Genomic DNA, 17,539 nt, shown 5'->3' on the forward strand with positions numbered 1-17,539 from the left:
TATATGCCCAAGCATGTTCAACGAAGTTTTAACAATCGGTTGCGGTCTATTACTGATAGTGGGCATTGGTCACGATGACGCCGGCGCATGCTTGCGCGCGTGATTTCGATCAATCCGCGCGTCGATCCGATCACACAACCTGAGGCAGCCGCTACTTCTTCACCGGGCGCAGCGGCGCGGAGAACTGCTCGGTGCGGTCGCGCTCGGTCATGTCGACGACGGTGTCCATCGGCGCGGTCAGTTCATAGACATAGGAGACGTCGGTGAAATAGCGCTTCGCGGTGCCGCCGAGCGCCTCGGGCGCGACGCGGTCGAGCAGGATCAGGCCGAAATCACTGTCGGCTCGCCGCGTCGCCTGGCTGGTGTTGAACTCTTCCCAGCGGAAATGAAAGACCGAGTCCGCATCCTCGCCGACGACCTCCCAATTGGCGACGATGTGCGGGTGCTTGCCGACCAGCGACAGCCCTTCGTCGGAATGCGAGGCGAGCTCGAAGAACAGCAGCGACAGCGATTGGGCGGCGCGGGCGCTGACCGTGATGTCGGGACCGTTCACCGCGATCCGGTCGGCATGCGGGATCGCGCGCGATTCGAACAGGCCCTTCAGCTTGACGCCCTGCCACTGGCTCTCGCTGAGCAGCGTGACGACGTTCGACATCGCATGGATGCGCCCGATCAAGAGTTCGCGCGCGACATCGATATCGGCGCCGTGCCGCAGCGTGCGGGTCACGATCGACTGGATCACCGCGAGGATGTTCTTGACGCGATGGTTGAGCTCGTCGATCACGGCGGTCAACCGGCGCTCGAATCCGATGCGGACCTCGATCTCGCGGCTGAGGCGCAAATTGTTATAGGCGACATAGCCGAACAGGCCGCAGACGATGCCGGTCAGCGCGAGGCCGATCGCCGCGACGATGGTCGCGGTCTGCTGCGCACGCACCGTGGCGTTGCTCTTGGCGTAATAGTCGAGCGACCAGTCACGGCCGCCGAACGTCACCGTGCGCACCATCGACGGCAGCGGACCGTCCTGGCGCACCGCGCGCGAGCTGACGATGCCCTGCTCGTTGGCGGTGAACTCGTCGTTGGAGTCGCGCGGATCCTTCAACGCCACCGCGAACAGCGAGCTGTCATCGTTGGTCAGCATCAGCGACGACAGCTCATAGGAGAAGGTGATGAAGCCGGCCGGCTCGGACGCGCCCTCCTGGAACACCGGCGCGGCGAGCACGACCCCGACCGGGCCGTTCTGCCGCAACAGCGGCACCGGGTCGGAGGCCACAGGCTTGGCGTTGGCCATCGCCCGCGCCAGCATCGGGCCCACCACCGAGTGGTGGTCGAAGGCGCGGCCCGGAATGCTCAAGGTCTCCGGATTGCGCGGCTCGACGTCCATCAGCACGTTGATCGGCTTGTCGAGCGCCTTGAGGTCGAGCGCCTGGTCGTCGAAATCCCGGATGGTCGGATTGGTGAAGCCGTTGGCCTTCAGCTCGGCCTCCGCCGCGGCGAGCTCGTCCGGCTTGAGCCGCGCGATCCAGGCGGCGACGACGAAATCGGTCTTGAAGGCGTAGATCGCCGAGCGCAGCGGCTGCAGCATGTTGGCCTTCACCATCGACGGCGCCCGGAACAGCCCCGAGGCGACCCGCGCCAGCAGCTCGCGCTCGGTCAGGCGGTCCTGCACCAGGCTGGCGTGGACGTCGATCGCCCGCGCCAGCGCGATGCCGTCGATCGCGAGCTCCTGATCGTGCACCCGATAGGCGGCAAGACCGGAGAGCAGAACTCCGATCAGTGCAATCAAGGCAACGATGAAGCCCAGTCGAACCACACGCTTACTCGGCAATCAGGGGGTGGCGAAAGGGGACGGAAGTCATCTGGCTTCTGCAAGGGCGGCGACAAATCAGGATGCGATGAAAGCCCGCCGCAAAGGAATATGGAATAGCGATCATCGGTCCGCAACAGGAGCCGGTCGGCAGCATTAACGACGACGCCACCCGGCGGTCTTTGGCGGCGCCAAAGGTTGCTAATCGGCAAAGTTGGAAATTGTTCCGGCGATTGCGCAGCTTTTTTGCGGCGGGTGCGCGCACTCGCTCGTTCACCGTCACCCTGAGGAGCGCAGCACGCGCGTCTCGAAGGGTGAACGGCCCCACCCGTGGCCGTACATCCTTCGAGGCTCGCTCCGCTCGCACCTCCAGCGACAAAGGCGAAGCCTTTGCGCGGGGATGACGGGACTGGCCGACCCTGCCACAATGATTAACGTCTAGCTGGCCTAACCCGCCTTGACCTTGCCCTGCGACCGAAGGCCGCCCTTGGTCTCAATGAAGCTGATGATGCGATCGAGGCCGTCGCTCTTCTTCAGGTTGGTCATCACGAAGGGCCGCTCGCCGCGCATCCGCCTGGCGTCGGTGTCCATCTTCTCGAGTGACGCACCGACATGGGGTGCGAGATCGATCTTGTTGATCACCAGGAGGTCGGATCGCGTGATGCCGGGGCCGCCCTTGGAGGGGATCTTGTCGCCGGCGGCAACGTCGATGACGTAGATCGTCAGATCGGCCAATTCCGGCGAGAAGGTCGCCGCCAGATTGTCGCCGCCGGATTCGATCAGTACCAGATCGAGGTCGGGGAATTTTGCCCGCATGTCGGCGACCGCGGCGAGATTCATCGAAGCGTCCTCGCGGATCGCAGTATGCGGACAGCCGCCGGTCTCGACACCGGCGATGCGGTCCGGCGTCAGCGAACCGGAGCGCACCAGAAACTCGGCATCCCATTTGGTGTAGATGTCGTTGGTGATCGCGGCGATGTCGTAGCGCTCGCGCATCGACTTGCAGAGCAGGTCCATCAGCGCGGTCTTGCCGGAGCCGACCGGGCCGCCGACGCCGACACGAAGTGGGCCGTGGGAAGTGGGCATATCAACAAGTCCCTCTATTGTCGTCCCGGCGAAAGCCGGGACCCATACCGCGTGATCCCTCAACCGGGTCCAGTGGCCGACACCATCCGCAACAACCACCCCCTGTGGTTATGGGTCCCTGCTTTCGCAGGGACGACAGCGGAGGATGCATCATGACCGGAACAGCCTCGTGTATTGCGTCTCGTGACGCAGGCTTGCGAGATCGGCGCGAAAGGTCGCGCCGCCGAGATCGTCGAGCGAGGCCGCATTGGCCCGCGCCGCGGTTGCTGCCACGACCGGCTCGAGACCGGCCAGCACGCGCTGACTGTCGGTCTGCCCAAGCGGGATCAGCCGGCTGCCCGCGGAAATCCAGTTCGAGAGCACGGCATGCAGGAAGGCGTGCAGCGCCGGCGCAAGCCGAATACCGTGTGCAGCGCTGACGATGCCGACCGCGACGGGGTAGACGACAGGGCCGTTGCAAGCCGCAATCATCGCGTCGAGGCCGGGCGAATTCCACGCGGCACGGGCGATCTCGATGAAGGCGCGCCCCTGCGTCGTGGTCTCGAGCTGCCGCTCGCGCGACGGCACGAAGGCCGCGGCAAGCTCGGCGACCTGCTCCAGCCCGGCATGATTGGGCTGCAACGCCGCACGAAAACTCTGCGCGAGAAACACAGCGTCGCAAAATCCGCTGCCGTCGGAAAGCATCGCGGCGAGCCAGCCGCGCAGCGACGCGGCATCCGTGATGTCGCCGGCCTCGACCGCCCATTCGATGCCGCTGGAATAGGCGAACGCCCCCACCGGAAAGGACGGCGACAGCCATGTCATCAGCCGGTACAGCGCGGCCGCCTCGTCCTCCGCCATCCCGCCGCGCAGCGCGGCGGGATCAGGCTCATTTGTGGTCATGAGCATGGGAGTGGTCGTGGTGATGATGAGCATGCTCGCAATGCTCATCATGATGATGGTCGTGGTCATGGTCAGGCCCATGATCATGGCCATGGTGGTGGCCGTGATCATGGGCATGGCTGTGGGCATGATCGTGCCCGGTGTGACCATGCGCGTGCTCGTCGGCATGCGCATGCTCGGCATAGGCGCCGCCCTCGGGATCGAACGGCGCCTCAATCTCGATCACACGGGCCCCTAACCCCTTCACCATCGCCTCGATCACATGATCCCTGCGGATGCGCAATCCCTTCGGCATGATCTGCGTCGGCAGATGACGGTTGCCGAGATGCCAGGCGACCCGGATCAGATGATGCGGATCGCTGCCCCGGATTTCCGCCAGCGGCTCGGGAGCTGCGACCACCTCGACGAGGCGGCCGTCCTCCAGCACCAGCGCATCGCCGCCGCGCAGCGCGACGGCGTTTTCGAGATCAAGCAGGAATTCGAGCCCGCGCGTCCCTGACATCACCATCCGCCGCCGGTGCCGGTCGTCAAAACCTAGCACGACGGTATCGGCTGGCGCTTCCTTCCAGCGGTGCTGTCCCAGGACCTTGGTGGCGCGGATCATCGATGCCTCAGAGCTTCTCGACCTTGGCGTCGCTGATGATCTCGATCACCGTCGGCCCGGTCTTCATGTTAGCGGAATATTCGCGCCATACCTTCATGTGCGGCGCCCTGGCATGGCCGTTGAGATCCTCGCGGCTCTCCCAGCGCTCGACCACCACATAGAGGTTGGGATCGTTGACGCTGACATTGCCGTCATAGGAGATGCAACCCTTCTCCTTGCGGGTCTCGACCGTGCAGGCCTTGTGCCCCTTGATGAAGTCGTCCTTGTTCTCCGGCTTCATCGGCGTGGTGGCGATGACATAGATCATGGATTATCTCCCTTCTTTTTCTCGTTAGCGGACGTCGACCTTCTCGGGCGTGATCACCTCGATCTTCGGCGGCGCGGCCATGCATTTCACCGCGACCCGGCCGAACGTCTTCATGTGCTCGGCGGTGCGATGCGGCACCAGCGCCTCCGCGTTCTCCCACTGCTCGACGAACACCATCTTGCTGTGGTCGGTGACGCTCTCATGCAGATCGTAAGCGATGTTGCCGGGCTCCTTGCGGGTTTCCTTGATGCAGGCCGTCGCCGCAGCAATGAATTCGGCGCGGGTCTCGGGCTTGATGGTCAGCGTAGCAACGACGTAAATCACGGAAGTTCCTCCCGGTTTTCTGTTTTGGCTTGAGTCTTGTTTTGACGCGTTTTCTTTCCGCGAACCGGAAATCCACTTCGCTCGAAAACGCTCTGGTTACCGGGACGGGTTTTAGAACATAAAATAGCGCTGTGCCATGGGCAGCACCTCGGCCGGCGCGCAGGTCAGCAGCTCGCCGTCTGCGCGTACCTCATAGGTCTCGGGATCGACCTCGATCTCGGGCGTCGCGTCGTTGTGGATCATGCTCTTCTTGGAGATCTTGCCGCGGGTGTTCTGCACCGCATAGAGCTTCTTGGCTGTGCCGAGCTTGCGGGCGAGACCGCCGCTCGCCGCGGCCTTCGAGGTGAACACCACCGAGGATGCGGTGAGCGATTTGCCGAAGGCGGCGAACATCGGCTGGTAATGCACCGGCTGCGGCGTCGGGATCGAGGCGTTGGGATCGCCCATCGGCGCCGCCACGATCGAGCCGCCCTTGATGATGCAATCCGGCTTGACGCCGAAGAACGCCGGCGACCACAGCACGAGGTCGGCCATCTTGCCCTTCTCGACGGAGCCGATCAGCTTCGACACGCCGTGCGCAATCGCGGGGTTGATGGTGTATTTGGCGATGTAGCGCTTGACGCGGAAATTGTCGTTGTCGTTGCCCTTGTCCTGCGGCAGCGACCCGCGCTGCTTCTTCATCTTGTCGGCGGTCTGCCAGGTGCGGATGATGACCTCACCCAACCGGCCCATCGCCTGCGAGTCCGACGACATCATCGAGAGCGCGCCGAGGTCGTGCAGGATATCCTCGGCGGCGATGGTCTCCTTGCGGATCCGGCTCTCGGCGAAGGCGAGGTCTTCGGCGATCGACGGATCGAGGTGATGGCACACCATCAGCATGTCGAGATGCTCGTCGATAGTATTGCGGGTGAACGGCCGCGTCGGATTGGTCGAGGACGGCAGCACGTTCTTCAGCCCGGCAATCTTGATGATATCCGGTGCGTGGCCGCCGCCGGCACCTTCGGTGTGGAAGGCATGGATGGTGCGGCCCTTGAACGCCTTCACCGTATCCTCGACGAAGCCGGATTCGTTCAGCGTGTCCGAATGCAGCATCACCTGGACGTCGTAGTCGTCGGCCACCGAGAGACAGGTATCGATGGCAGACGGCGTGGTGCCCCAGTCCTCGTGCAGCTTCAGCGCGCAGGCGCCGCCCTTGATCATCTCGACCAGCGCCGCCGGACGCGAGGCGTTGCCCTTGCCCGAAATGCCGAGATTGACCGGGAAGGCGTCGAACGACTGGATCATCCGCCCCATGTGCCACGGACCCGGCGTGCAGGTGGTGGCGAAGGTGCCGTGCGAGGGGCCGGTGCCGCCCCCTAACATCGAGGTGACGCCAGACATCAGCGCGTGCTCGATCTGCTGCGGGCAGATGAAATGGATGTGGCTGTCGAAACCGCCGGCGGTGAGGATCTTGCCTTCGCCGGCGATCACGTCGGTGCCGGGACCGATGACGATGGTGACATTGGGCTGGATGTCGGGATTACCGGCCTTGCCGATCGCCGCGATCATGCCCTCCTTGATCGCGACGTCGGCCTTGACGATGCCCCAGTGATCGACGATCAGCGCGTTGGTGATCACGGTATCCGCCGCGCCTTGCGCGTTGGTCACCTGCGACTGCCCCATGCCGTCGCGGATCACCTTGCCGCCGCCGAACTTCACCTCCTCGCCATAGGTGGTGAGATCCTTCTCGACCTCGATGATCAGATCGGTGTCGGCAAGCCGAACCCTGTCACCGGTGGTTGGACCGAACATGTCGGCATAGACGGAACGCTTGATCTTCACGGACATGTCAGCCCCCAGTTTCAGCCAGCGCGGCCTTGGCACGCGCAATCGTGTCGTCGAAAATGCGGTCGAGCCGCGGATTGATGCCCCGGCAACCGGCAACGACCTTGTCGGCCCAGGCCGCATAGTCGGCGAGATCATCGCGCTCGTCCTTGCTCGGATGCGGCACGATCCGCGCGCCGATATTGCTGATCTTGTCGGCGATCTTGATCAGCTTTGCACCGGGAGATTTGTGCGGAGCATCCTCGATCTGCTTTTGCCGGCGGGCAGGCTTTGGCAGGCTCATGTCATCGGTGCACTCGACAACGAGATCGGCAACGCGCGCGCTGAACTTCTGCGCGAGCTCCTCGCGCGTGGTCTCGGTGTCCTCGATGGTGTCGTGCAGCCAGCCGGCAGCCACCAGTTCGGCATCGGTGCCGTTAGTGACCTGCGCGAGCAGATTCGCGACCTCGGCGAGATGGTTGATGTAAGGCTCACTCCCCCGCCCCTTGCGCGCCATCCCGTTATGACGGTGCGCGGCAAGCTCGGCAGCTTCGGAGACCATGCGGACAGCGGGAAGCATGGCGCTACAGCTTCCCCTTCACCTCGGCGCGAAAGCCGTAGATCACGCGCTTGCCGGCGAGTGCGACGAGCTGGACGTCGCGGGTCTGGCCGGGTTCGAAGCGGACGGCGGTGCCGGCGGCGATGTCGAGGCGCATGCCGCGGGCTTTCTTGCGGTCGAATTTCAGCGCCGGGTTGGTCTCGAAGAAGTGGTAATGCGAGCCGACCTGGATCGGGCGGTCGCCGGTGTTGGCGACCGAGAGCGTCACGGTCTTGCGGCCGGCATTGAGCTCGATCTCGCCGTCCTTGATGAAGAGTTCGCCGGGGATCATTCGTCTCTCCTGTCATTCCGGGGCGATGCGCAGCATCGAACCCGGAATCTCGATCAACAATCTCTGGATTCCGGGTTCGGCCGCTCCGGCCGCCCCGGAATGACGCTCGTGGCTATCGGATCGGCTCGTGCACGGTGACGAGCTTTGTCCCGTCGGCGAATGTCGCCTCGACCTGGATGTCGTGGATCATCTCCGGGATGCCATCCATCACCTGCGCGCGGGTCAGGACCTTGGCACCGGCCTGCATCAGCTCGGCGACGGTGCGCCCATCACGCGCGCCCTCGACGATGAAGTCGGTGATCAACGCCACCGCTTCCGGATGGTTCAGCTTGACGCCGCGCTCGAGCCGGCGCCGCGCCACCATGGCCGCCATCGATACCAGGAGCTTGTCCTTTTCGCGGGGAGACAAATTCATGCGAGCACTCTGATCGTTCTTGAAAGGTTTAGTTGAGCCACAGCCGCGGCAGCGGGACAGTGGAGGCGCGGCCGAGCACCGTCATCATGTCGGCCCGCAGCCGGGCCGCATCTTGGGCACAGAAGCGGGCCATTGCAAAGCCATTCCAGGCGGAGATACCGACTTCGCCGCCGAAGCTTTCCGACGCCTCGCGGATGCGCTCGACCAAGGCCTCGTCGCCCGGCACGATCAACGCCGTGCCGATCGCGCAGCCGCCGCCCGCGATCGCGGGTCGCGCGAGCTTCTCGCCGATCTCGCCGTCGAGGCGGATGGTCTCGGCAAACACCAGCCGGCCGCCACGGCGCATCCGCCAGCGGTCGACGAACTCGCCGTGGCGCATGGTCTCGCCCATCGCGGCGCGGCCGAACACCACGATCTCGCAGAGCAGGAGCGAGGCACCCTCGGCAAGGTCGATGTCGAAGCCGCGGTGAATGCGGGCATGGTCGAACAGGATGGTTTCCTGCGGCAGCCAGGCAAGATGCGCGCCTGCGGCAACGGTCAGCGCGATGTCGAGCCGTGCCGCCGCTGCCGGTGCACGGTAGACTTTCTCAGCCGCCGCGGTGGTCAGCGTCAAACGCGCGCCCTCGCCGGCCGCGACCGCGATCTCGAAGCGGTCCCCGCCGGCAATGCCGCCGGCGGTGTTGACGAACATGGCCGAGAGACCGTCGTCCTCCGGCGATGGGAAGCGGACGCGCAGCGAGCCGGACTCATGCAGGTCGCCGCGGCGGGTGGCGCCGTCTTTCAGATGCACGCCGAACCTGACAGCACCCTGGGCGCGGTTTGCCGCAAACGTCGCCGCTGCCGCGCCTGCGATCCCGGTCCGCATTCCCCCGACGCTCCCTTCGCGCGCCACAACAGGCGGCTCACATCCTGTTCACAGCGCCATCTGGCGGCTGATCTCGGCGGGATCGAGGCTTGCGCGGTCGCAGGCATATTTCACCGCACCCCGGTCCATTACGGCAAAACTGTCGCCGAGTTCGCAGGCAAAGTCGAGATATTGTTCGACCAGCACGATCGCGATGTTGCCGAGGTTGCGCAGATAGGAGATGGCGCGGCCGATATCCTTGATGATCGAGGGTTGAATGCCCTCGGTCGGCTCGTCGAGCAGCAGGAGCTTCGGCCGCATCACCAGCGCCCGGCCGATCGCGAGCTGCTGCTGCTGGCCGCCGGAAAGGTCGCCGCCGCGGCGGCCCAGCATGGTCTCCAACACCGGAAACAGCGAGAACACGTCGTCGGGAATGTTGCGGTCTTCGCGCTTGAGCGGACCGAAGCCGGTCTTCAGGTTCTCTTCCACCGTCAGCAGCGGAAAGATCTCGCGGCCCTGCGGCACGAAGCCGATGCCGCGACGCGCCCGCTCATAGGGCTTTAGCGCGGTGATGTCCTTGCCGTCGAAATTGATCGTGCCGGAGGCGATCGGATACTGGCCGACCATCGCGCGCAGCAGCGAGGTCTTGCCGACGCCGTTGCGGCCGAGCACGCAGGTGACCTTGCCCGGCTCGGCGGTCAGCGACACGCCGCGCAGCGCCTGCGCCGCACCGTAATAGAGATTGATGTTGTCGATCTTCAGCATCGCGCTAGCGCCCCAGATACACTTCGACCACGCGCTCGTTCGACGACACCTGGTCGATCGAACCTTCGGCGAGCACCGAGCCCTCATGCAGGCAGGTCACCTTGACGCCGAGCTCGCGCACGAAGGTCATGTCATGCTCGACCACCATGATGGTGTGATTCCTGTTGATCTCCTTCAGGAGCTCCGCGGTCAGATGGGTCTCGACATCGGTCATGCCGGCGACCGGCTCGTCGACCAGCAGCACCTTCGGGTCCTGCGCCAGCAACATGCCGATCTCGAGCCACTGCTTCTGGCCGTGCGACAGACTGCCGGCGAGGCGGTTGCGCGCATCGGTCAGGCGGATGGTCTCGAGCACCTTGTCGATGCGCTCGGACTCAGCCTTGCTGCCGCGCCAGAACAGCGTGCCGCACACGGAATGATCGACATTGAGCGCGAGCAGCAGATTGTCCTGCACGGTCTGGCTCTCGAACACCGTCGGCTTCTGGAATTTGCGACCGATGCCGAGCTCGGCGATACGGGTCTCGTCGAGCCGGGTCAGGTCGACGGTGCCGTCGAACAGCACCGTGCCCTCGTCGGGTTTGGTCTTGCCGGTGATGATGTCCATCATCGTGGTCTTGCCGGCGCCGTTCGGGCCGATGATGGCGCGCATCTCGCCGGGCTCGAGCGCCAGCGACAGATTGTTGATGGCGTGGAAACCGTCGAACGAGACGTGCACGCCGTCGAGGTAGAGCATGGCCGAAGTGGCGCGGGTATCCATGACGTTCATCTGCCTACTCCGCCGGGTTCGGTGCGCCGATGCCGTCTTCGCGCGCGGCACTCTCGGCGTCGGGTGAGTTGCGCCGCGCTTTCAGCGGCTTCCACCAGGCGTCGAAGGTACCGACGATGCCCTTGGGCAACAGCAGCGTGACCAGGATGAACAGCGCGCCCAGCATGAACAGCCAGTACGGTGCGAGCGGCCCCGAGGTGAAGAACGTCTTGGCGTAGTTGACGACGACGGCGCCGAGCGCCGCGCCGACCAGCGTGCCGCGGCCGCCGACCGCGACCCAGATCACCGCCTCGATCGAGTTGGCGGGCGCGAACTCGCTCGGATTGATGATGCCGACCTGCGGCACATAGAGTGCACCGGCAACGCCGGCCATGCACGCCGACAGCGTGAACACGAACAGCTTGTAGGATTCGACACGATAGCCGAGGAAACGGGTCCGGCTTTCGGCGTCACGCACGGCGATCAGGACCTTGCCGAGCTTCGAGGTCACGATCGCGCGGCAGATCAGGAACGCGATGATCAGCGCAAGGCAGCTCAGCAGGAACAGCGCCGCGCGGGTGCCTTCGGCCTGCACGTTGAAGCCGATGATGTCCTTGAAGTCGGTCAGCCCGTTATTGCCGCCGAAGCCGAAATCGTTGCGGAAGAACGCCAGCAGCAGCGCATAGGTCATCGCCTGCGTGATGATCGACAGATACACGCCGGTGACGCGCGAGCGAAAGGCGAGCCAGCCGAAGCAGAAGGCGAGCAGACCCGGCACCAGCAGCACCATCAGCGCGGCAAACCAGAACTTGTCGAAGCCGTACCAGTACCAGGGCAGCTTGCTCCAGTTCAGGAACACCATGAAGTCGGGCAGGATCGGATTGCCGTAGACGCCGCGGCTGCCGATCTGGCGCATCAGGTACATGCCCATCGCGTACCCGCCGAGCGCGAAGAACGCCCCGTGGCCGAGCGAGAGGATGCCGCAATAGCCCCAGATCAGATCGATCGAGAGCGCGAGGATGGCGTAGCAGACATATTTGCCCCACAACGCGACCAGATAGGTCGGCACCTGGAACATCGAGCCCTGCGGCAGCAGCAGGTTCGACAACGGGATCAGCACGCCGATCGCGGCGACGATCAGGACGAACGCGGTCGCGGCGCGATCGAGCGAACGGGTGAGGATGTGCGGCGTCATGCTTCCACCGCCCGACCCTTGAGCGCGAACAGGCCGCGCGGCCGCTTCTGGATGAACAGGATGATCAGCACCAGGATCGCGATCTTGCCGAGCACCGCGCCCGCGACAGGCTCGAGGAACTTGTTGGCGATGCCGAGCGTGAAGGCGCCGACCAGCGTGCCCCAGAGATTGCCGACGCCGCCGAACACCACGACCATGAAGCTGTCGATGATGTAGCTCTGGCCGAGATTCGGGCTGACATTGTCGATCTGCGACAGCGCCACGCCGGCAATGCCGGCGATCCCCGAGCCGAGACCAAAGGTCAGCGCGTCGACGCGCGAGGTGGCGATCCCCATCGAGGCCGCCATGCGGCGGTTCTGGGTCACCGCGCGCATCTCGAGTCCGAGCGCGGTGTAGCGCAGCATCGCCAGCAGGATGGCAAACACCGCGAGCGTGAAGCAGAGGATCCAGAGCCGGTTATAGGTGATGGTGATCTGGCCGAGCTCAAAGGCACCGCTCATCCAGGAGGGGTTGCCGACCTCGCGGTTGGTCGGACCGAACGCGGTGCGCACCGCCTGCTGCAACACCAGCGACAGGCCCCAAGTCGCGAGCAGCGTCTCCAGCGGACGGCCGTAGAGGAAGCGGATGATGGTGCGCTCGATCACGACACCGATCAAGCCGGCGACCAGGAAGGCGAGCGGCACCGCGATCAGCAGCGAATAGTCGAACAGCGCAGGATAGCGGCTGCGGATCACCTCCTGCACCACGAAGGTGGTGTAGGCCCCGAGCATCACCATCTCGCCATGCGCCATGTTGATGACGCCCATCACGCCGAAGGTGATGGCAAGCCCAATCGCGGCGAGCAGCAGCACCGAGCCGAGTGATAGGCCGTACCAGGCATTCTGCACCATCGACCACATCGCCAGATTGCTCTGGATCGAGGACACCGCGCTTGCGGCCGCGTTGGCAACCAGCGGCGGCTGGTCGGCGCCGAGGCCGGTGAGCAGCGCCAGCGCCTCCTGATCGCCGCGCGCCTTGACCACGGCGACGGCGTCGAGCTTGTCGCTGTCGGATGCGTCCGACTTGAACAGGATGATGGCGGCGCGCGCCTCGGCGAAGGCCTGCTTGACCGACTTGACGTTCTCCTTGGCGAGCGCAGCCTCCACCGTCGGCAGCAAATTCTCCTCGTGGCTCTTGAACACCGACTGCGCGGCGGCGAGGCGTTTGGCCGGATCCGGCGACAGCAGCGTCAGGCCGCCGAGCGCAGCCTCCACGGTGCGGCGCAGGCGGTTGTTGAGGCGGACGGCGGCGGCGTTGTCAGGCAGCTTGTCGACGGCAGCACCCGTGGCGGCGTCGACGATCTTGCCGTCGGTCCGCGTGATGAAGACCTTCTTGCTGTCGGGATCGGCCGAGAGCCGGCCGTCCTGCAGCGCGCTGATGATGGGCGAGGCCAGCGCATTGCCCGACGCGGCGACCTCACCGATCGCAGCCTCGGTGTCGGAGAACTCGTCATTGGCGAATTTGGCGACCGAATCCTCGAACGGACCAGCCAGCGCCGGCACAGCAAGGCAGCTCAGCAGCAGGATCGAGAGAAACAGCGCACGAAAACGATCAATACAATTGGCGAACACGTCAGTACCCCGGCAGGAGTGTGAGGAGAAGGCGGCGAGCTGTGCCGCCTTCTCCAGGTTCTTGGATGGTTGTGTTGTGTCGTCGATCAGGTCAGGAGCTCAGGAGCCCTGTTGTCAGGAGCCCTATTGTCAGGAGCCCTATTGTCAGGAGCCCTGGCCGCCGCACTTGTTGGTCTTGGTGTTGAAGTTGCCGCACTTCTTGCCGACCCAATCGCCGATCAGGTCCTTGGAGCCTTCGAGCTCCTTCGACCAGGCGTCGCCGGCCACCAGGCCCGGGGTCTTCCAGACCACGTCGAACTGGCCGTTGCCCTTGATCTCGCCGATGAACACCGGCTTGGTGATGTGGTGGTTCGGCAGCATCTGCGACACGCCGCCGGTCAGGTTCGGCGCCTCGATGCCGGGAAGCGCATCGATCACCTTGTCCGGATCGGTCGACTTCACCTTCTCGACCGCCTTCACCCACATGTTGAAGCCGATGTAGTGCGCTTCCATGGGATCGTTGGTCACGCGCTTCGGGTTCTTGGTGTAGGCCTGCCACTCCTTGATGAACTTCTCGTTCGCCGGGGTCTTGATCGACTCGAAGTAGTTCCAGGCGGCGAGATGGCCGAGCAGCGGCTTGGTGTCGATGCCGGCGAGCTCTTCCTCGCCGACCGAGAACGCGACCACCGGGATCTCGGTCGCCTTGATGCCCTGGTTGCCGAGCTCCTTGTAGAACGGAACGTTGGCGTCGCCGTTGATGGTGGAGACCACCGCGGTCTTCTTGCCGGCCGAGCCGAACTTCTTGATGTCGGCCACGATCGTCTGCCAGTCAGAGTGACCGAACGGCGTGTAGTTGATCATGATGTCGTCCTGGGCGACGCCCTTCGACTTCAGATAGGCTTCCAGGATCTTGTTGGTGGTGCGCGGATAGACGTAGTCGGTGCCGGCCAGCACCCAGCGCTTCACCTTCTCTTCCTTCATCAGATAGTCGACCGCCGGGATCGCCTGCTGGTTCGGCGCCGCGCCGGTGTAGAACACGTTGCGCTCGGACTCCTCGCCCTCATACTGTACCGGGTAGAACAGGATGTTGTTCAGCTCCTTGAACACCGGGAGCACGGATTTGCGCGACACCGAGGTCCAGCAGCCGAACACGACCGCGACCTTGTCCTTGGTGATCAACTCGCGGGCCTTTTCGGCGAACAGCGGCCAGTTCGAGGCGGGGTCGACCACGACGGGCTCGAGCTTCTTGCCGAGCACGCCGCCCTTCTTGTTCTGCTCGTCGATCAGGAAAAGGATCGTGTCCTTCAGCGTGGTTTCGCTGATGGCCATGGTGCCCGACAGCGAGTGAAGGATGCCAACCTTGATGGTGTCGTCGGCCGCTTGCGCGGGCGCGAGGGACGAGGACGCAGCCAGACCCAAAACCAGGCCGGCCGTCGCCGCGAGCGCGCGGCGGCGGGTCATCGTCGTTATTTTGTGAGAAAGCTGAGTAAGCATGAAATGTCGTCTCCCTGACGCAGGCGTGGAACGCTGCGAACGGCCGCTTGGCCGCCTGCGGTTAAGGGAATCGCAAGAACTGTGCCACGGTGCGCAGCCCCTGTAAGCCGATGAACCGGTTAGATAATTTCATCGGTTCCGGGCAAATACGGAAGCCGACTGCTCAATCATTGAGCCGCCAACTTGACTGCCGAAAGAGCAATCAGATTATTTTGTAGGCAAAATCGCCGCCTTGGCTAAATTTCCGGCATCGATTTGTGACAGTTTGCGCGATGGTTCAGCGAACTCCGGGCACCAAAGACGGCAATCTCATCTTGAAACCGCCCAGTTCCTGGTCCATATCCTCGCCATGCCCGCGAGAGTCGCGGTGCCTTCGCGAGCTGCGTGTTCAAGCTGCCCCAAGCGGCTTCTGGCTCGCCTTTCAGCTAACCCAGCTTGACGCCCCAGACACGCGGGTGTCCCCGAATGCCTTCACACGCTTCCGGCCGATATGGGCCGGGACGACGACGGCTTTTATGGAAAGAACCACCTTTTGACCTCCTTTCAGGATTTCGGCCTCGCCGATCCCATCGCCCGCGCGCTCCGAGAAGAAAATTATCTCACGCCGACCCCCATCCAGGCCCAGACCATCCCGCTAGCCCTTGCCGGCCGCGACGTCGTCGGCATCGCCCAGACCGGCACCGGCAAGACCGCCTCCTTCGCGCTGCCGATCCTGCACCGGCTGCTCGAGAACCGCGTGCGCCCGCAGCCCAAGAGCTGCCGCGTGCTGGTGCTCTCGCCGACCCGCGAGCTGTCCGGGCAGATCCTCGACAGTTTCAACACCTATGGCCGCCACATCCGGCTGTCCTCGACGCTCGCCATCGGCGGCGTGCCGATGGGCCGCCAGGTCCGTTCCCTGATGCAGGGCGTCGAGGTGCTGGTCGCCACCCCCGGCCGCCTGCTCGATCTCGTGCAGAGCAACGGCCTGAAGCTCAACCAGGTCGAGTTCCTGGTGCTCGATGAAGCCGACCGCATGCTCGACATGGGGTTCATCAACGACATCCGGAAAATCGTCGCCAAGCTGCCGATCCGGCGCCAGACGCTGTTCTTCTCGGCCACCATGCCCAAGGACATCGCCGAGCTCGCCGAGGCGATGCTGCGCGACCCGGCCCGCGTGGCGGTGACGCCGGTGGCCTCGACGGTGGATCGCATCGCCCAGCGCGCGATCCAGGTCGATTTCGCGGCCAAGCCGACGGTTCTCGCCCAGTTGCTGAAGCAGGAGCCGGTCAACCGCGCCCTGGTCTTCACCCGCACCAAGCACGGCGCCGACAAGGTGGTGAAAAGCCTTGCCAAGGCCGGCATCGAGGCCAATGCGATCCACGGCAACAAGTCGCAGAACCACCGCGAGCGCACGCTGGCGGCGTTCCGTTCCGGCGAGATCCGCACGCTGGTGGCGACCGATATCGCCGCCCGCGGCATCGACGTCGACGGCGTCAGCCACGTGGTGAATTTCGACCTGCCCAATATCCCGGAGACCTACGTCCACCGCATCGGCCGCACGGCGCGCGCCGGCGCCGACGGCGTCGCGATCTCGCTGATCGCCGGTGCCGAGGAGATGGGCTATCTGCGCGATATCGAGCGGCTGATCCGGATTACCGTGCCGCGGGAAGACCGCCGCACACAGGGCGGCCGCGAGGCCGCCGCGCCGGCGCAGGCCACCCACCCGCACCGGGGCGGCCGCTCTGCGCCCCGTGCGCATAATGTCCGTGGGAATGAGGCTGCTCCGGGCGCAAAAGGCCCTCGCCGCCGCCGCCGTCGAGGTGGTAATAATGGCGCGCCGCAGACGAGCCGGGGCGAGTCGCCGCGTCCGTCGCAGGCCGGCAACAGCGAAGGCATTCAGGGCGTCGCCTTCTTGCATCGCGAGAGCCGGCCGAATCCGCAATCCAACCGCAACAACCGACCGAAGCACTAGCCGTCGCTCGATCTGGAGAAACATATGGCTAAGGAAGAGCTGATCCAGTTCGAAGGACTGGTGACCGAAATCCTCCCCGACGCTCGTTACCGGGTGCAACTCGATGCCGGGCACGAGATCGTCGCCTACACCGCCGGCAAGATGAAGAAAAACCGCATCAAGACGCTGGCCGGCGACCGCGTTACGATCGAAATGTCGCCCTACGATCTCGAAAAGGGGCGCCTGATCTTCCGGCACAAGGACGAACGTCCGAGCGGCGCGCCCGGCGGCCCGCCGCGGGGCGGAGCCCAGCGCGGCGGCCAGTTCCGCCGCCGATAAGCGGGGTATTGCAACCGCTGCGGGCATGACGTCCTGATGTCCTGCGCACAATTGGCCGGCGGCTGCGCCGGCCAAAAAATCGCGCACGTCAGGATTGTTTTCAGGATTGTTTTGAAGCCTTCTATCGAATAATATCCTACCCATCGATTTTCGGCCGGACGACATTAGCCAATACCGGTACAGCCGGTTCAGACGCTGACGACCCTTCCAAAAATTCGATCTCACCACCCCGCCGATCAGCGGGTCTTGAACTTGTATATCTGAGAAGGGACTACCCACGTGAGCATGGGAACCGTGAAGTGGTTTAACGCGACCAAGGGCTACGGCTTCATCCAGCCGGATGAAGGCGGGAACGACGTGTTCGTGCACATCAGTGCAGTCGAGCGCGCCGGCCTTGGCACTCTGCGTGAAGGCCAGAAGATCTCCTACGAGATCGTGGCTGACCGCCGTTCCGGCAAATCCTCGGCCGACAATCTGCGCGCCGCCGGATAAGCCGATTTCCCGGGAGCGCGAAGCTCCA

At 64.4% G+C, this 17,539-nt stretch carries 19 protein-coding genes; 3 read left to right on the top strand and 16 right to left on the bottom strand.

Annotated elements, in window-relative coordinates:
- Window positions 1–151: 151 nt before the first annotated feature.
- The 16 genes from J2R78_RS12640 to urtA form a co-directional block, all read right to left on the bottom strand.
- The gene (locus tag J2R78_RS12640; protein WP_253604696.1) at window positions 152–1,813 is read right to left on the bottom strand and encodes an HWE histidine kinase domain-containing protein; all 1,662 of its coding nucleotides are present in this window, start codon (window positions 1,811–1,813) and stop codon (window positions 152–154) included.
- 441 nt (window positions 1,814–2,254) lie between these two features.
- Window positions 2,255–2,893 carry an urease accessory protein UreG gene (gene ureG, locus J2R78_RS12645; RefSeq protein ID WP_028334695.1) on the bottom strand — a complete coding sequence of 213 codons (639 nt, stop codon included), beginning with the start codon at window positions 2,891–2,893 and terminating at the stop codon, window positions 2,255–2,257.
- Between the two features lie 150 nt (window positions 2,894–3,043).
- Window positions 3,044–3,781, bottom strand: coding sequence for an urease accessory protein UreF (locus J2R78_RS12650; RefSeq protein ID WP_253609810.1), 738 nt, complete (start codon window positions 3,779–3,781; stop codon window positions 3,044–3,046).
- Window positions 3,762–4,379: an urease accessory protein UreE gene (gene ureE / locus J2R78_RS12655; RefSeq protein WP_253604698.1), complete on the bottom strand. Its 618-nt coding sequence runs from the start codon at window positions 4,377–4,379 to the stop codon at window positions 3,762–3,764. Before ureE ends, J2R78_RS12650 begins: the two co-directional genes overlap by 20 nt.
- Before the next feature lie 7 nt (window positions 4,380–4,386).
- Window positions 4,387–4,686, bottom strand: a complete 300-nt coding sequence (locus J2R78_RS12660; protein WP_028342270.1) for a putative quinol monooxygenase — start codon at window positions 4,684–4,686, stop codon at window positions 4,387–4,389.
- A 24-nt stretch (window positions 4,687–4,710) separates the two neighbouring features.
- Window positions 4,711–5,010: a putative quinol monooxygenase gene (locus tag J2R78_RS12665; RefSeq protein ID WP_024581875.1), complete on the bottom strand. Its 300-nt coding sequence runs from the start codon at window positions 5,008–5,010 to the stop codon at window positions 4,711–4,713.
- A gap of 111 nt (window positions 5,011–5,121) precedes the next feature.
- The gene (ureC, locus tag J2R78_RS12670) at window positions 5,122–6,837 is read right to left on the bottom strand and encodes an urease subunit alpha (protein ID WP_253604700.1); all 1,716 of its coding nucleotides are present in this window, start codon (window positions 6,835–6,837) and stop codon (window positions 5,122–5,124) included.
- Window position 6,838: 1 nt separating this feature from the next.
- Window positions 6,839–7,393 (bottom strand): HD domain-containing protein, encoded by a 555-nt coding sequence (locus tag J2R78_RS12675; protein ID WP_253604702.1) that lies wholly within the window; start codon window positions 7,391–7,393, stop codon window positions 6,839–6,841.
- A 4-nt stretch (window positions 7,394–7,397) separates the two neighbouring features.
- Window positions 7,398–7,703, bottom strand: coding sequence for an urease subunit beta (locus J2R78_RS12680; RefSeq protein WP_028334688.1), 306 nt, complete (start codon window positions 7,701–7,703; stop codon window positions 7,398–7,400).
- A gap of 112 nt (window positions 7,704–7,815) precedes the next feature.
- Window positions 7,816–8,118 carry an urease subunit gamma gene (locus J2R78_RS12685; RefSeq protein ID WP_253604704.1) on the bottom strand — a complete coding sequence of 101 codons (303 nt, stop codon included), beginning with the start codon at window positions 8,116–8,118 and terminating at the stop codon, window positions 7,816–7,818.
- Window positions 8,119–8,146: 28 nt separating this feature from the next.
- Window positions 8,147–8,983 (bottom strand): urease accessory protein UreD, encoded by an 837-nt coding sequence (locus tag J2R78_RS12690; RefSeq protein WP_253604706.1) that lies wholly within the window; start codon window positions 8,981–8,983, stop codon window positions 8,147–8,149.
- A gap of 48 nt (window positions 8,984–9,031) precedes the next feature.
- The gene (urtE, locus tag J2R78_RS12695) at window positions 9,032–9,727 is read right to left on the bottom strand and encodes an urea ABC transporter ATP-binding subunit UrtE (RefSeq protein ID WP_018269603.1); all 696 of its coding nucleotides are present in this window, start codon (window positions 9,725–9,727) and stop codon (window positions 9,032–9,034) included.
- A gap of 4 nt (window positions 9,728–9,731) precedes the next feature.
- Window positions 9,732–10,493 carry an urea ABC transporter ATP-binding protein UrtD gene (gene urtD, locus J2R78_RS12700; protein ID WP_253604708.1) on the bottom strand — a complete coding sequence of 254 codons (762 nt, stop codon included), beginning with the start codon at window positions 10,491–10,493 and terminating at the stop codon, window positions 9,732–9,734.
- Between the two features lie 4 nt (window positions 10,494–10,497).
- A complete protein-coding gene (urtC, locus tag J2R78_RS12705) occupies window positions 10,498–11,667 on the bottom strand; it encodes an urea ABC transporter permease subunit UrtC (RefSeq protein WP_253604710.1) in 1,170 nt (389 codons plus the stop codon).
- Window positions 11,664–13,262, bottom strand: a complete 1,599-nt coding sequence (urtB, locus tag J2R78_RS12710; protein WP_375167117.1) for an urea ABC transporter permease subunit UrtB — start codon at window positions 13,260–13,262, stop codon at window positions 11,664–11,666. Before urtB ends, urtC begins: the two co-directional genes overlap by 4 nt.
- A gap of 159 nt (window positions 13,263–13,421) precedes the next feature.
- Window positions 13,422–14,717 (bottom strand): urea ABC transporter substrate-binding protein, encoded by a 1,296-nt coding sequence (urtA, locus tag J2R78_RS12715; protein ID WP_371852088.1) that lies wholly within the window; start codon window positions 14,715–14,717, stop codon window positions 13,422–13,424.
- A gap of 565 nt (window positions 14,718–15,282) precedes the next feature.
- Between urtA and J2R78_RS12720 the strand changes: the two genes are divergently transcribed.
- From J2R78_RS12720 to J2R78_RS12730, 3 genes are all read left to right on the top strand, one after another.
- A complete protein-coding gene (locus J2R78_RS12720; RefSeq protein WP_225161335.1) occupies window positions 15,283–16,701 on the top strand; it encodes a DEAD/DEAH box helicase in 1,419 nt (472 codons plus the stop codon).
- 24 nt (window positions 16,702–16,725) lie between these two features.
- The gene (gene infA / locus J2R78_RS12725) at window positions 16,726–17,019 is read left to right on the top strand and encodes a translation initiation factor IF-1 (RefSeq protein ID WP_016842649.1); all 294 of its coding nucleotides are present in this window, start codon (window positions 16,726–16,728) and stop codon (window positions 17,017–17,019) included.
- A 279-nt stretch (window positions 17,020–17,298) separates the two neighbouring features.
- On the top strand, window positions 17,299–17,511 hold the full coding sequence (locus J2R78_RS12730; protein WP_016842648.1) for a cold-shock protein: 213 nt from the start codon (window positions 17,299–17,301) through the stop codon (window positions 17,509–17,511).
- Window positions 17,512–17,539 lie beyond the last annotated feature (28 nt).

The sequence above is a fragment of the Bradyrhizobium sp. USDA 4538 genome (genome assembly GCF_024171045.1).
Lineage (GTDB): Bacteria > Pseudomonadota > Alphaproteobacteria > Rhizobiales > Xanthobacteraceae > Bradyrhizobium > Bradyrhizobium australafricanum.